Raw genomic sequence first — 14,670 nt, 5'->3', positions numbered from 1 at the left:
GTGGCTGTGTTGACGAAATGGGGGCCGGCCGCGGTATTGACCGCCGCCGCCGTGATGTTCCCGGCCCAGCCGGACTTCGATATCCCGCCGTCCGGCGGTCCTTCCGTGCCCGACCAGCCGGACATCACGATCCCGCGGCCGCCGAACGGCGTCGCCGGGCGGGTCGCCGAGTCGCAGCCGGACGGCCCGACCAGCGATCTGGAGCTCAAAGTCGGGCGCGACGGCAAGCTGAACGTAACCGACAAGGTGAAGATCCCCGGCGGCAAACAGCTCGTCCGGGTGATCCCGCTGCGCGTGCCCGCGACCGGTGACCAGGATCGCGTCTTCAGCGTCCCCGAGATCAAGGCCGAGGGCCCGGCGACCTTCAGCCAGGACGCCGACAAGGTCACCATCACCTACCCGGCGGGCGAGTCGACCGTCCGGTACACAGTGGACGGCGCGGTCGCCGACCTCGACGGCGGGCAGCAGCTGCGCTGGCAGCTCGCGAGTGGCTGGTCGGAGCCCATCGCCAGGGTCACCGCCTCGGTTATCGCGCCCGTGCGCGAGCTCTCCCTCGTCAACTGTTTCGCCGGGCCGATCGGCTCGGATCAGCAGTGCACGCTCGCCGAGGTCGACCACACCGGCATCGTGCGGGTCGAGCACGACGACCTCAAGCAGGGCGACCGGGTGGACCTGTCCGTCGGGCTGCCCGCGGGTTCCGTGCCCGCGAACGCGCGGTTCGAAGCGATCTCCGGAGCCGCTGGCGCGTTCGCGCTGACCACGGCGGTCGGCATCGGCTTCGGCCTGCTCGCGCTCCTGCTGCTCGCGGGCGCGCTGCTCGTGTGGCGCCTGCGCAAACGGGACGCCGACGCGCTGGCGGGCGGGTCCGGCCCGGTCGACGTGCTGCAGCGTGACGGCGGGCATGTCACCTTCGTATCGCCGGACGGCGTGCTGCCCGGCCAGGTCGGCACGGTCGTCGACGAGACAGTCGACGTGGTCGACATCAGCGCCACGGTCGTCGACCTCGCGGTGCGCAACTACCTGTGGATCGCGGAGGTGCCGAGCGGCTCCGGCACGGTCGACTGGCAGCTCAGCCGCCGCAACCCCGCCGACGAGAACCTGCACGACTTCGAGCGCGCGATCTTCGAAGCGCTGCTGCCCGACGGCACGGACACCGTGCTGCTGTCCGAGATCCGCTCGCGCGGCTCGCTGGACCTGCGCAAGGTCAGCGACGCGATGTACACCGACGTGGTGCGCAAGGGCTGGTTCGCGCGCCGCCCCGACAGCGGCCGGGGCCTGCTGACCTGGGTCGGCGTCGGCCTGTTCGGCGCCGGGCTCGCCGCGACGATCGCGCTGGCGTTCAGCATCGGGCACGCGCTGCTCGGTGTCGCGCTGGCCGTCGCCGGGATCGCGCTGGTGCTCGGCGCGGGCTGGCTGCCGTCGCGGACCCCGCGCGGGCGCCTGCTCGTGAGCAACGTGCGCGGGCTGCTGGACTACCTGCACAACGTCAAGGTCGAGGACATCCCGCCCGCGGATCGCGAATTGGTGTTCTCGCGCTCGCTGCCGTTCGCGGTCGTGCTCGGCGACAGCGAGCGCTGGCTGCGGACGTTCGCGTCGCTGGACCCGTCGGCGGACGGTTCCGCCGGGCTGTACTGGTTCGGCGGACTGGATCAAGAGCGCGATCTGCGTCGCTTCGCCACGCATTTCCCGGCGTTCTTGACGGCTTTGGACGGCTTGCTGGCGGAATCGGGCCATTTGCGTTCGCTGCAGCCCGCCCCGGCGTGAGGGGCGCGCTCCTCGCGGCGGTTTTCCTGCTGGTTCAGGCAGGTTCAGCATGGGCGGACGAGCCGCCGCTGCCGAACCTGCCGAACAGCGCGGAGATTCAGCTCAAGGTCGAACGCGACGGCACGCTGTCGGTGGTCGAAGCCGTTTCGGTCCCCGCGGGCACGACCATGGTCCGCAAGATCGATCTGCGTGTGCCGGCCGCGCGTAACCGTGACCGCGTATACGGAATCCGCGACGTCAGCCTCGAAGGCGCCGGGACCACCGAGCAGACCGACGACCGGTTCACCGCGACACTGCGCGGCGGCACCTCGATCCTCCGGTACAAAGTGGACGGTGCGGTCGACGACGACCACGACGTGCTGCACGTGAGCTGGCGTCTCGCCGGCGGCTGGGACACGAAGCTGGCACTGGTCCGCGCGTCCTTCGCGGCGCCGCAGATCGCGAAGGCGGTCAGCTGCTCACTCGGCTCCGCGGACCGGCATTGCGGGGCCGCGCAGATCGACCACATCGGACTCACCAGGTTCAGCCAGCAGAACCTGGCGGCCGGGCAGCCGATGGACATCGCCGTCGAATTGCCGAACGGCTCGGTGCCCGCGAACGCCGAATTCGCCCCGTCGAAGACACTCGCTGGCGCGTTCGTGGTCACCACGCCCGTCGTGCTCGGCTGGATCCTGTTCGCGATGCTCGCCGTCATCGGCGGCGCGTGGCTGTGGCTCACCCGGCGCCGCGACGCCGAGCCGGCGGAGCCGCTGCCCGTCGAAGTCGTGTCCGGCGACGACGCGGACGCCGTGTTCGCGTCCCCGGACGGCGTGCTGCCCGGCCACGTCGGCACCGTCCTGTCCGGACGCGCCGACGAGGTCGACCTCGCCGCGACCGTGCTCGATCTCGCCGTCCGCAACTACCTCTGGGTCGAGGAGAGCGAGGAAGACGGCCTCACCGACTGGCGATTGACCCGCCGCAACCTGCCGGACGAGCACCTCACCGACTTCGAACGTGCGGTGTTCGAACTCGTACTGCCCGGTGACACTCGCACGTTGTCCGAGCTCAGAGCCGAGCGAGTGGGCATCGCGACGGTGCGAACGGTCCTGCGCGACGACGTCATCGGCCGCCGCTGGCTCCGGCGCCGCGGCGCGTTGCCCCGTCGTGGCCTCCGAGTCGCTTGCTACGGCCTGTTCCTGACGGCCGTGCTCGCGTTCACGATCGGCTACGCGCAGGTCGGCGTGGCCGTCGCCGTCGCGGGCGGGCTCACCGCGTTCGCCGCCCGGTTCGTCCCGGCGCGCACCGAACGGGGCAGGCAGCTGCGCCGCCGCCTGCTCGGGCTTCAGGGCCAGCTGCACGCCACGCGCGCGAAAGGCGTCCCCAAACTGGCCCGCGACCTGGTGTTCTCTCGCGCGCTACCGTACGCGCTGACCCTCGGTGAAGTCGACGATTGGGTGAACGCGTTCAACGCTCTGAAGTCGCCGCCGAAGCCGTACTGGTACGGCGGAGTGGGGTCACTGCGGCGGGTGAGTGAATTCACCGCCGCGCTCGTGGGAACGTTCGCCGGGTCGCGCCGGGGGCGTCGCCTCGAAGGCTGAGAAACCCGTAGGGTGAGGCCATGGCGGTTCCTGAACTCACTAGGTTCACCCTCGACAACGGCTTGCGCGTGGTGCTGGCGCCGGATGACACCGCTCCGGTCGTCGCGGTCAGCGTCCACTACGACGTGGGCTTCCGGTCCGAACCGGAAGGGCGAACCGGCTTCGCGCACCTGTTCGAGCATTTGATGTTCCAGGGCAGCGAAAGCCTCGAGAAACTCGCGCATTTCCGTCACGTGCAGTCCAGCGGCGGCTCGTTCAACGGCTCCACGCACCCGGACTACACGGACTACTACGAGATACTGCCCGCCGCGGCACTCGAGCGCGCGCTGTTCCTCGAAGCCGACCGCATGCGCGCGCCCAAGCTGACGCAGGAGAACCTGGCCAACCAGATCGACGTGGTCAAGGAGGAGATCCGCCTCAACGTGCTGAACCGGCCGTACGGCGGGTTCCCGTGGATCCTGCTCCCGCCGGTGCTGTACTCGACGTTCCCCAACGCGCACAACGGATACGGCGGGTTCGAGGACCTCGAACAGGCCACACTGGACGATTGCGCCGCGTTCTTCGACACCTACTACGCGCCGTCCAACGCGGTGCTGACGGTCGGGGGCGACTTCACGGTCGACCGCGCGCGTGAGCTCATCGAGAAGCACTTCGGCGACGTGCAGTTCCGCCCGCGCCCCGACCGGCCCTCGTTCTTCGAGCCGCACCCGGTCGGCGAGCTGCGCGGCGAGCACATCGACCCGCACGCCCCGCTGCCGGCGCTCGGTGTCGGCTACCGCATGCCGGACCCGATCAACGACCTCGACGGCTACCTCGCCAACCTCGTGCTCGCGGGCGTGCTGACCGACGGCGACGGCTCACGGCTGCAGCAGCGCCTGGTCCACCGCGAGCCGCTGGTCGTCGACCTCAACGCGGGCGCCGGCCTGTTCGGCCCGTTCGAGGCGCGTGACCCGGACACGTTCACCGTCACCGCGATCCACCCGCCGGACGTCACCACCGAGCGCGTGCTCGGCGCGCTGGACGAGGAGCTGGAGAAGCTCGCCTCGACCCCGCCGGACGCCCAGGAGCTCACCAGGGTGACCGCCCGCTGGGCCGCGGGCCTGCACCAGGAGCACGACCAGCTGCTCTCGCGCACGCTCGGCTTCGGCTCGTTCGAACTGCTCTATTCCGACGCCGCACTGGTGTCGACGCTGGCCGACCGGATGGCCGCGGTCACCGCGGAGGACGTCTCGGCCGCGGCCAAGGCGTTGCGCCCGGACTCGCGCGCGGTACTGGTGGTCAAGCCCGAGGGAGGCAAGTGATCGTGACCGCAGCAACACATCGCACGGCGGAGGAGATCGGCCGGACCGAGCAGGGCCCCCGGCCGCTGCCGCCGCTCGGCGAGCAGCGTGCCGCCGCCGATCTGTCCCATGTGGACACGGTGCTCGGCAACGGGCTGCGGGTGCTGGCCGTGCGCAAGGCGAACGTCCCGCTGATCGAGTTCCGCCTGTGGATCCCGTTCGCCGGTGAGGACCGCATGCACCCGGCGCGCGCCGAGGTGCTCGCCGAGACGCTGTTCACCGGCACCGTGCGGCGCGACCGCGTCGGCATCGACACCGAGCTCGCGCTCATCGGCGGCGACATCTCCTCCGGCGTCGACCCGGAGCGCCTGATCATCTCCGGCAACGCGCTGTCCAGTGGCCTGCCGACGCTGCTCGACGTGGTCGCCGACTCGCTCACCGGCGCGTCCTATGCGGACGCCGAAGTGGCGCGCGAGAAGGAGCGGCTGATCGAGCGGATCAGCATCGCCAGGACGCAGCCGCGCACGATCGCCCGCGAGGCACTGCAGAAGCACCGCTACGGCAACCACCCGGCGACCTTCGAAACCCCGGAGGCGACCGATGTCGCCGAGGTGACCGCCGAAGAGGTCCGCGCGCTGCACACCGCGTCCGTACTGCCGCGCGGCTCGGCGCTGGTGATCGTCGGCGACGTCGACCCGCAGCAGGTGGTCGCGGACATCGAAAAGGCGTTGTCCGGCTGGGTTTCCGATGCTTCGGCCGTCCGGCTGCCCGCGCTGCCGGAGCTGACCGGCGGCCCGGTGCTGCTGGTGCCGCGGCCGGGCGCCGTGCAGTCGCAGATCCGGCTGTCCGCGCAGGCGCTGCCGCGCACGGACCCGGGTTACGCCGCGCTGCAGCTCGCGAACCTGGCCTTCGGCGGCTACTTCTCCTCGCGGCTGGTCGAAAACCTGCGTGAGGACAAGGGATACACCTACAGCGCGCACTCGGGCTTCGAGTTCACCGACCAGACGGCGACGGTCAACATCGACGCCGACACCGCCAGCCCCGCGACCGCGGCCGCGTTGCTGGAGACCCGCTACGAGCTGGGCAGGCTCGCGCTGGTGCCGCCGACCAAGGACGAGGTCGAATCGGTGCGCCAGTACGCGATCGGCTCGCTCGTGACCTCGACGTCCTCTCAGGCCGGGCTGGCGCGCCAGCTCACCGCGCTGGTGTCGAACGGGCTCGGTCTCGAATGGCTCGCCGAGCACCCGACGCGGCTCGCCCAGGTGACCGGCGAAGACGTGGAGAAGGCGGCGCTGGGGTACTTCGGGCCCAAGCGGTTCACCGGCGTGATCGTCGGCGACGCGGACCTGCTCGCGGAGAAGCTGACCGCCGTAGGTGACGTGACCGTGGGTGACCCCGCCGTATGACCGTTCCGTTCCAGCTCGCCGCTCTGCCGACCCTGTCCCGGTCCACCGTGGATCGCCAGGAGGCCTTGCGTGGCAACCCCGATCGGCTGCGCGCACGGTGGCCCAAGGCTCGCGTGATGCTGCTCGACGACCGGAGCCGGTCGCCGGTCCGCCTCGCCGAGGCGACACTGGCGACCCGCAAGGCACTCGACTTCGGCGACACACCGCCGGACGACGCGGTGTTCCTGGGGGAGTGGCAGGACGTCGACTACTGGGCGACCCGAGGCGAATGGCAAGGCGAGCCCGAGATCCAGAAGCTGGCAGGCAGCTGGGGCGTGCTCGAGGAGGTCCCGGTCGTCGACGGCGAAGCGTGGGTCGACCTGCGCGGCTACGGCGACCTGCTCGACGACACGTCCGCGGGCCTGTTCACGACCGCGCAGGCGCTGCGGAACTGGCATCGCCAGGCGCGGTTCTGCACGCGCTGCGGCGCCAAGACGGAGCTCATCCAGCTGGGCTGGGCGAGCAAGTGCACCTCGTGCGAGCGCGAGGAGTACCCGCGCACCGACCCGGCGGTGATCTGCCTCGTGCATGACGACTCCGGCGTCAACGGCTCGCACGTGCTGCTGGCGCGCCAGCCGATCTGGCCGCCGGGGCGGTACTCGGTGCTCGCGGGCTTCGTCGAAGCGGGTGAGTCACTCGAAGGCTGTGTCGAGCGGGAGATCCGCGAGGAGGTGGGCGCCGAAGTCTCGGCCATCCGCTACCTCGGGAGCCAGCCGTGGCCGTTCCCGCGCTCGATCATGCTGGGCTTCACCGCCCGCGCCGACATGGCGGCCCCGCTCACTCCGGCCGAGGGTGAGATCGAGGAAGCGCTGTGGGTCTCGCGCGACGAGGTCCGCGCCGCGTTCGCGAACTCCCAGGAACGCACTGGGCAGGCGGTCCCGACCCCCATCGCGGGCGGCCGTGCTTCGATGATCATGCCGGGCAATTCCTCGATCGCCCGCGTCATGCTCGACGCCTGGGCGCACGCCGAGGCCTGAGCGACGTTAGTTCGGAAGGACGCCTTCCCTACGCCACATGGCTAGGGGAGGCGTCCTTCGTTTTAGGTGACCGTATGTCCTTCACGAGCTGAGCCGCCGAGCGGGAAAGTTCCCAACGTTGCGCAGGTCAGCCGCCCGAGTGTGACCGATTCTGCTCGGTAAACGGTTCCCCGGTGAAAAATCTTCACCTACCAGGCGTGTGCCGTCCAGCGGGCCGCGAAGCGTTATCTGTCTGTTTCAAACCGGTGTTGACGGCTGTGGTGGCGCTCACTACAGTCCCGCAAATCGTCTGTAAAGTTTCCTAATAAAGTCGGAGTACAGAGTGAGAGCCGGAAGCCCCCGGATGCTGCGCGAGATGAACGACCGCGCCGCCATCGACGCCCTGCTGAGGGTGGGGCCCTCGACGCGCTCGGAACTCGAATACGCGATCGGCCTCTCCAAGCCCGCCACCGCCCAGCTGCTCGCCCGCCTCGAAAACGAAGGCGTGGTCGTCAAAGCGGGCGTCCGCGGCGGCGGCCGAGGTCCCCGAGCACAGCTCTGGACCGTCAACGGCTCACTCGCCCACGTCGCGGCGATCGACCTCACCCCGCACGTCGCCGACTTCGTCGTCGCCGACATCACGGGCGCGGTCCTCGCGGAGCACCGCGTCCAACTCCCCGTGCACGCCGGCGCCGACGTGGTCGGTTCTTTCGGCGCCGCCCTCGACCGCGTCGCGAAGGCCGCCGGCCTGCAGCGCGCCGACCTGCGCCACGTCGTCATCGGCGCCCAAGGAGCCTGCGACCCGCGCACGGGCCACATAGGATCCGCCCCCCACATCCCCGGCTGGCTCGGCTTCGACGTCCCGACCCGGCTCAGCACCGAGTTGAACATCGACGTCACCATCGAGAACGACGTGAACCTCGTCGCCATCGAGGAGATGACCGAAGGCCGGGCCGTCGATCTCCGGGACTTCGTCCTCGTCTGGCTCAGCGAAGGCGTCGGTGGCGCGGTCGTCGTCGGCAGGCATCTCTTGCGTGGCGCCACCGGCGGCGGCGGCGAAATCGACTGGATGCGCGTACCGGATCCCGCGTCGGCCCAAACCGAGGAGGGAATCACCCGCTCCGGCGCCCGCTTCGGCGAACTCGTGGACTCACCCGCGATTGTACGCCTCGCCAAGGCGCACGGGGTGCCCGGCGAAACCGGCTGGGACGCCGTCGCCAACGCCCGCGAAACCGGTGCCGACGGCTTCCTCGACGACCTCGCGCGCCGCGTCGCCGGCGGCGTCGCCAGCGTGGTCAGCGTCGTCGACCCCGAAGTCGTCCTGCTCTGCGGCGACGTCAGCCGCGCGGGCGGCGACGTGTTCGCCGAACACGTCGCCGTCCGGCTCCACGAACTCGTTCTTCCCCGCACTCCCGTCGGCCTCGCCTCCGTACAGGGCAACGCCGTCCGCGCCGGTGCGCTTCAGTCCGCCCTCGCCACCGTGCGCGAGGACGTGTTCGGCCTGGTTTCCGCGACGACCTCATCGCTACTCGGGTCACGCAGGACCGCGGAGGGATCACCCGGCGCCGCCGTCGCGATCCCGAGTTCGAGAACAGCTCCACAGTCCCCCGGCATAACCGACTAGGAGGAGGCTCATGCGCTCCATGACCCGGGTCAGAGGAAGTGGCCGCCCCCGGCGCGCCCTGATATTCGCCAGCGTGGCGGCGTCCGCCGCGATGCTCACCGCCTGCGGCGGAGCGGGCGGTGGCGGCGCGGCGAAGGACGGCACCGCCGCGGCCGCGCCCAACAAGGACGACAAGCTCACGCTGACCGTCTACAGCAAGTTCACCTCGCGCGAGTTCGACATCGTGACCAAGGGGCTCAACAACCTCAAGGCCAAGTTCCCGAACATCGAGATCAAGCACGAGGGCAACCAGGACGACGACAAGCTGACGTCCTCGATCCGCGGCGGCAACCCGCCCGACGTCGCCATCTCGTTCTTCACCGACAACCTCGGCGCCTGGTGCTCGACCGGCAGCTTCATCGACCTGAAGCCCTACATCGAGCGCGACAAGATCGACATCAACACCATCCCGGACGCGGTGCGCAGCTACACCGAGTTCGGTGGCAAGCGGTGCGCGATGCCGATGCTCGCCGACGTCTACGGCTTCTACGTCAACACCGACATGCTCAAGGCCGCCGGGCTCAGCAAGGCCCCGGAGACCACCACCGAGCTGTTCGAGTACACGAAGAAGCTGACGCAGTTCAACCCGGACGGTTCGATCAAGGTCGCGGGTTTCCTGCCGAACATGCCGTTCTACGAGAACCAGGCGCAGATCTGGGCCCCGAACTTCGGCGCCACCTGGCTCGACAAGGACGGCAAGTCCAACCTGGCCGCCAGCCCGGAGTGGAAGGAGATGTTCAACTTCCAGAAGAAGCTCATCGACTTCTACGGCCACGACAAGCTGGAGCAATTCAAGGCAGGCCTCGGTGACGAGTACTCGGCCGACAACGCGTTCCAAAAGGGCAAGATCGCGATGACCTACGACGGTGAATACCGTGAGGCCTTCATCCGCGACCAGGCGCCGGACCTCAAGTTCGACACCGCGCCCCCGCCCGTGCTCGACAGCAAGAAGGAGCAGCGCTACGGCGGTGCCTTCACCACGGGCACCATCATCGCGATCCCCAAGGGCGTCAAGAACCCCGGCGCTTCCTGGGAGCTCGTCAAGCAGATGTCGCTGGACACCCCGACCCTGGTCGAGCTGTCCAACGGGCTCAAGAACCTGCCGAGCACCAACGAATCGCTGCACGACCCTGGTCTGAAGGTCACCCCGCAGTTCCAGAAGTTCCTGGACATGTTCAGCAGCGGCAAGCTGCTGCCCAACCCGTCCACGAACATCGGTGACGCGCACCTCAAGGCCGTCAACGACTTCGCGGAGCGCTGGCAGGCCGGCAACGAGCCGGATCTGGAAGCGGGCCTGAAGAAGGTCGACGCGCAGATCAACGACGAGCTGGCCCAGAAGCGCGGCGGCGGCTGATCGTAGTGACCGCGACGTTGAGTCCGAAGGCGACAAGCTCCTCGCCCGTGTCTGGAAAGGCACGGGCGGGGGGCCGCTCCCGCCGCAAGTGGACATTCCTCGGCTTCATGGCCCCGGCGTTCATCGGATTCGCCATCTTCTTCGGCTACCCGCTGATCGCCACGGTCTACTACTCGTTCACCCGGTACGACCTGATCAATCCGCCAGAGTGGATCGGGTTCGACAACTACGTGCGGATGTTCACCAGCGAACCGCTGGTCGGCAAGGCCGCGTACAACACACTCTGGCTGGTCATCGTGCTCACGGTGGTCAGGGTGGTCTTCGCGCTCGGTGTGGCTTCGGTGATCTCGCGGCTCAAGCGGGGCATCGGCCTCATCCGCACCCTGTGCTACCTGCCCGCACTCGCCCCGCCCGCGGCGGCGACGCTCGCGTTCGTCTTCCTGTTCAACCCCGAGTTCGGCCCGGTCAACCGGTTCCTGAGGCTGGTCGGTGTCGACGGCGGACTGTGGTTCAACGACCCGGCGATGTCGAAGCCGGCGCTGACCCTGCTCGTCATGTGGGGCTCCGGCGAGCTGATGATCATCATTCTCGCCGCGCTGCTCGACGTCCCGCAGGAGCAGTACGAAGCGGCGGAACTCGACGGCTGTGGCCCGGTCCGGCGGTTCTGGCACATCACGTTGCCGTCGATCTCGCCGGTGCTGCTGTTCGGCATCGTCAACTCGATCATTTTCGCGCTGCAGTTCTTCACCCAGGCGATCGTGGCGGGCTCGGTCGCGTCCGGCGCCGCCGACGTCGCGGGCAACACCAGATACATCGGTGCGCCCCAGAACTCGACGCTGACCTATCCGGTTTGGCTCTACGTGCAGGGCTTCCGGTACTTCAACATGGGATACGCGGCGGCGATGGCGGTACTGCTGTTCATCGTTTCGTTCGCGTTCACCGCGATCCTGGTCCGGCAGATCCGTAAGGCATCGACGGCGGAGGAGGGCTGATGATCACGCTGAGCGAAACGAAACGCCGCCCGGTTCCCCGCAAGCCGATCGTGCAACGACGGCGGGACTGGGACAAGCGGCTCTTCTCCATCGCCACCCACAGCACGGGTATCGCACTCGCGGTCATCTTCACGGCCCCGGTGCTGTTCGTCGTGCTGACCGCGGTGATGAAGAGCGACCAGGCGATGTCCTCGAGCCTGTGGCCGAGCGAATGGCACTTCGAGAACTTCGTCAAGGTCTTCCAGCAGTCGGATCTGCTGACCTACTTCTTCAACAGTTTCGTCTACTCGGGGCTGGCCACGATCGGCGTGCTCGTTTCGTCGATCCCGGCGGCCTACGGACTCGCGAAACTGCGCTGGCGGGGCAACACGATCTTCTTCATGCTCGTCGTGGCGGCCATGATGCTGCCGCCACAGGTCGTCGTGGTCCCATTGTACGACCTGTGGGTGCGGCTGGGCCTGACCGGCACGCTGGCCCCGCTCGTCGTGCCGTATTTCTTGTTCGACGCGTTTTCCATCTTCCTGCTCCGGCAGTTCTTCCTCACCATTCCGAAGGACTACCTGGAAGCGGCGAAGATCGACGGGTGCAGTGAGTTCCAGGCGATGACCAAGGTGCTCATCCCGATGGCGAAGCCGGGTATCGCGGCCACCGCGATGTTCTGCTTCCTGTTCACCTGGAACGACTACTTCGGTCCGCTCCTCTACACGGGCGACAGCCGCGAGAACTGGACGATGTCCCTCGCGCTGGCGTCGTTCCGCGGCATGCACCACGTCGAATGGAACCTGACCATGGCGGCAACGGCGCTGTGCATGACCCCGGTTCTCATTCTGTTCGCTTTCGCGCAGAAGTCCTTCGTCAAGGGCATTACATTCACAGGGGTTAAGGGATGAAGTTAGCGGTTGTCGGTGGCGGCTCGACCTACACGCCCGAGCTGATCGACGGAATCGCCGGACGGCGCACCACGCTGGACGTCGACGAGATCGTGCTGATCGACCCGGACACCTACCGGGTCGACATCGTGGGCGAATTCGGGCAGCGCCTGCTCGACCACGCCGGGCACCCGGCACGGATCCGCACGACCAACAACCTGGAGGAGGGAGTCGACGGCGCGTCGGCCGTCCTGATCCAGCTGCGCGTCGGCGGTCAGAAGGCACGTCGTTCGGACGAGACCTTCCCACACGCCTGCGGTTGCGTTGGCCAGGAAACGACCGGTGCGGGCGGCCTCGCGAAGGCGTTGCGGACCGTGCCCGTGGTGCTCGACATCGCCGAGCGGGTAAGGAAAGTCGCGGGTGACGACACCTGGATAGTCAACTTCACCAACCCGGTGGGCATCGTCACCAGGGCACTCCTGCGCGAAGGCCACCGCGCGGTAGGCCTCTGCAACGTGGCCATCCACCTGCAGCGGACGTTCGCGCAGCTGCTGGGTGTCGGCGCCAACGACGTCCGCCTGGAGCACACCGGGCTGAACCACCTCAGCTGGGAACGCGGCGTCTACGTCGACGGCGTCGACCGCCTGCCCGAGCTGCTCGGACAGCACGGCGAGTACATCGCGGAGCACGTCAGCGTCCCGCTGGGCTGGATGCGCCGGATGAACGTCGTGCCGTCGTACTACCTGAAGTACTTCTACTCCCACGACAAGATCGTCGAGCAACAGCGCACCGAGCGGCCGCGGGCCGACGTGGTCAGCGACGTCGAGGAAGAGCTCCTCAAGGTGTACGCCGACCCGGAGGTCGTCACCAAGCCCGAGGCGCTCGAGAAGCGTGGTGGCGCGTACTACTCCGAGGCGGCCGTCCAGCTCGTGCACGCGCTCACCGGCGGCGGCCCTGCTGAAGAGCACGTCGTCAATGTGGCCAACAACGGCATCCTGCCGTTCCTGCCCGACGACGCGGTCATCGAGGCGCTCTCCTCCGTGGATGGAACCGGTGCCAAGCCACTCGCGGCGCGCCCGGTCGAGCCACTGTTCGCCGGACTCATCTCGCACGTCACTGCGTACGAGAACCTGGCATTGGAGGCGGCGCTCAAGGGAGGCCGCGACCGTGTCGCGGACGCGCTGCTCGCGCACCCGCTGGTCGGCCAATACGACTACGCCGACCAGCTAGCCGACAGCCTGGTCAAGGAGAACCAGCACCTTCTACCGTGGGCTACCGCATGACCGCACCCCAAGACGTCGTGATCGCCATCGATGGCGGCAACAGCAAGACCGACGTCCTAGTGGTCGACGCTGCCGGCACCGTGCTCGGCAGCTCACGTGGTCCGGGTGCGTCCCCGCAGAACGTCGGGGTCGAAGGCTGTGTCACGGCGCTCGAGGGCTTGGTACTCCAAGCCCTCGAGGCCGCGGGCAAATCAACGACCAGGCCGTTCGCGGTGCACACGTCGGCCTACCTGGCTGGGCTCGACTTTCCCCGTGAAGAGGAAGCCCTCGCCAAGGCATTGGCCGCTCGAGGCTGGTCGGAGTCCCTGACCCTCGCCAACGACACGCTCGCTCTGCTGCGGGCAGGCACGTCCGACGGCATCGGGGTGGCCGTGGTCTGCGGTGCGGGCATCAACGGCGTCGGCATCGGCCGGGACGGTCGCGAAGCCGGCTTCCCCGCGCTGGGCAAGATCTCCGGCGACTGGGGAGGTGGCTACCGCCTTGGCGAAGAAGCCCTGTGGTGGGCGATCCGAGCCGAGGACGGCCGGGGCCCGGCCACCGCGCTGACCGACGCGGTCAAGACGCACTACGGTGCCTCGACCGTGCTGGAGGTCGTGCAGGGGTTGCACTTCGAGGAGATCCACAGCGACTCGATCCACGAGTTGTGCCCGCTGCTGTTCCGGATCGCTTCAGCCGGTGACGCGGTGGCGCAGGAGGTCGTCGACCGATTCGTCGAGGAGGTCAGCCTGCTCGTCGGGGTGATCCTTCGCCGTCTCGAACTGACGGAGTCAGCCCCGCAGATCGTGCTGGGCGGCGGGGTGCTGACCGGCGTCGCGGCCTCGGTGATCACTGACATCGAACGACGGTGTCTCAAGGTGGCGCCGAAGGCCGTCGTCAAGATCGTCGACGTCGCACCGGTGGTCGGCGCCGCGCTGTTCGGACTCGACACCATCGGCGCCGACGAGGCGTCGAAGGTTCGGCTCCGAGCGGCTACTCAGCGAGTTTGATCCTCTGCAGTACCGCCGCGAGTATCTCGTCCGGGCGATCCGCGGCATTCATGATCCATCCCGGTTCGCCGGCTTCGAGCGCTTCGAGGTCGGCGAACTGGGAGTCCAAAAGCGACGGCGGCATGAAATGCCCGCTGCGGTGCGCGAGACGCTCCGCGATCAACTCCCTGCTGCCATCCAGATGCACGAACTGAACGTCGTCATTGCCGTCGCGAAGCAGATCACGATAGGCGCGTTTGAGCGCCGACGAGGTGACAACCCCACCCTGCTGCTCATGGTCGTGGATCCAAGCGGCAATCGACCGCAGCCAGGGCCAGCGATCCTCGTCGGTGAGCGGGGTTCCCGAACTCATCTTGGCGATGTTCTCGGGTGAGTGGAACTCATCAGCCTCGGCGTAGGGGACCTCGAGCGCGTCGGCGAGCTTCCTGCCGAGCGTTGTCTTCCCGGAACCTGACACACCCATCACGACGAACACAGTCATCCGGGTAGCCTGCCCCACTG

At 68.4% G+C, this 14,670-nt stretch carries 12 protein-coding genes; 11 read left to right on the top strand and 1 reads right to left on the bottom strand.

Annotated elements, in window-relative coordinates:
- Positions 1-6 precede the first annotated feature (6 nt).
- The 11 genes from BLV57_RS40150 (at position 7) to BLV57_RS40100 (ending at position 14,169) form a co-directional block, all read left to right on the top strand.
- Positions 7-1,764 carry a DUF2207 domain-containing protein gene (locus BLV57_RS40150; RefSeq protein ID WP_091299308.1) on the top strand — a complete coding sequence of 586 codons (1,758 nt, stop codon included), beginning with the start codon at positions 7-9 and terminating at the stop codon, positions 1,762-1,764.
- Positions 1,761-3,341, top strand: coding sequence for a DUF2207 family protein (locus tag BLV57_RS40145; protein WP_091299307.1), 1,581 nt, complete (start codon positions 1,761-1,763; stop codon positions 3,339-3,341). The genes BLV57_RS40150 and BLV57_RS40145 overlap by 4 nt, the downstream gene beginning before the upstream one ends.
- A gap of 20 nt (positions 3,342-3,361) precedes the next feature.
- The gene (locus BLV57_RS40140; RefSeq protein ID WP_091299304.1) at positions 3,362-4,642 is read left to right on the top strand and encodes a M16 family metallopeptidase; all 1,281 of its coding nucleotides are present in this window, start codon (positions 3,362-3,364) and stop codon (positions 4,640-4,642) included.
- 2 nt (positions 4,643-4,644) lie between these two features.
- Complete coding sequence (locus BLV57_RS40135; RefSeq protein WP_091299494.1) at positions 4,645-6,027, top strand: M16 family metallopeptidase; 1,383 nt, start codon at positions 4,645-4,647, stop codon at positions 6,025-6,027.
- A complete protein-coding gene (gene nudC, locus BLV57_RS40130) occupies positions 6,024-7,043 on the top strand; it encodes an NAD(+) diphosphatase (RefSeq protein ID WP_091299302.1) in 1,020 nt (339 codons plus the stop codon). The genes BLV57_RS40135 and nudC overlap by 4 nt, the downstream gene beginning before the upstream one ends.
- A 343-nt stretch (positions 7,044-7,386) precedes the next feature.
- Positions 7,387-8,646 (top strand): ROK family transcriptional regulator, encoded by a 1,260-nt coding sequence (locus BLV57_RS40125; protein ID WP_091299299.1) that lies wholly within the window; start codon positions 7,387-7,389, stop codon positions 8,644-8,646.
- A 10-nt stretch (positions 8,647-8,656) separates the two neighbouring features.
- Positions 8,657-10,039 (top strand): type 2 periplasmic-binding domain-containing protein, encoded by a 1,383-nt coding sequence (locus tag BLV57_RS40120; protein ID WP_091299296.1) that lies wholly within the window; start codon positions 8,657-8,659, stop codon positions 10,037-10,039.
- Between the two features lie 5 nt (positions 10,040-10,044).
- On the top strand, positions 10,045-11,031 hold the full coding sequence (locus BLV57_RS40115) for a carbohydrate ABC transporter permease (protein ID WP_176969026.1): 987 nt from the start codon (positions 10,045-10,047) through the stop codon (positions 11,029-11,031).
- Complete coding sequence (locus BLV57_RS40110; protein ID WP_091299290.1) at positions 11,031-11,921, top strand: carbohydrate ABC transporter permease; 891 nt, start codon at positions 11,031-11,033, stop codon at positions 11,919-11,921. The genes BLV57_RS40115 and BLV57_RS40110 overlap by 1 nt, the downstream gene beginning before the upstream one ends.
- Positions 11,918-13,183: a 6-phospho-beta-glucosidase gene (locus tag BLV57_RS40105; protein WP_091299288.1), complete on the top strand. Its 1,266-nt coding sequence runs from the start codon at positions 11,918-11,920 to the stop codon at positions 13,181-13,183. Before BLV57_RS40110 ends, BLV57_RS40105 begins: the two co-directional genes overlap by 4 nt.
- Complete coding sequence (locus BLV57_RS40100; protein ID WP_091299491.1) at positions 13,180-14,169, top strand: N-acetylglucosamine kinase; 990 nt, start codon at positions 13,180-13,182, stop codon at positions 14,167-14,169. The genes BLV57_RS40105 and BLV57_RS40100 overlap by 4 nt, the downstream gene beginning before the upstream one ends.
- On the opposite strand, the gene BLV57_RS40095 is transcribed toward BLV57_RS40100, so the two are convergent.
- Entirely contained in the window at positions 14,153-14,650 is a 498-nt protein-coding gene (locus tag BLV57_RS40095) for a gluconokinase (RefSeq protein WP_091299284.1), read from the bottom strand. The genes BLV57_RS40100 and BLV57_RS40095 overlap by 17 nt on opposite strands.
- Between the last annotated feature and the right edge of the window lie 20 nt (positions 14,651-14,670).

The organism is Amycolatopsis xylanica (genome assembly GCF_900107045.1).
GTDB classification, from domain to species: domain Bacteria; phylum Actinomycetota; class Actinomycetes; order Mycobacteriales; family Pseudonocardiaceae; genus Amycolatopsis; species Amycolatopsis xylanica.
The sequence above is the reverse complement of the archived record's forward strand: the minus strand, read 5'-3'. Positions and strand labels throughout refer to the sequence as shown.

Coding starts and splice junctions, on each gene's coding strand:
- BLV57_RS40095 (WP_091299284.1), bottom strand. CDS start 14,650: ATGACTGTGTTCGTCGTGATGGGTGTGTCAGGTTCCGGGAAGACAACG.
- BLV57_RS40100 (WP_091299491.1), top strand. CDS start 13,180: ATGACCGCACCCCAAGACGTCGTGATCGCCATCGATGGCGGCAACAGC.
- BLV57_RS40125 (WP_091299299.1), top strand. CDS start 7,387: ATGCTGCGCGAGATGAACGACCGCGCCGCCATCGACGCCCTGCTGAGG.
- BLV57_RS40110 (WP_091299290.1), top strand. CDS start 11,031: ATGATCACGCTGAGCGAAACGAAACGCCGCCCGGTTCCCCGCAAGCCG.
- nudC (WP_091299302.1), top strand. CDS start 6,024: ATGACCGTTCCGTTCCAGCTCGCCGCTCTGCCGACCCTGTCCCGGTCC.
- BLV57_RS40105 (WP_091299288.1), top strand. CDS start 11,918: ATGAAGTTAGCGGTTGTCGGTGGCGGCTCGACCTACACGCCCGAGCTG.
- BLV57_RS40120 (WP_091299296.1), top strand. CDS start 8,657: ATGCGCTCCATGACCCGGGTCAGAGGAAGTGGCCGCCCCCGGCGCGCC.
- BLV57_RS40140 (WP_091299304.1), top strand. CDS start 3,362: ATGGCGGTTCCTGAACTCACTAGGTTCACCCTCGACAACGGCTTGCGC.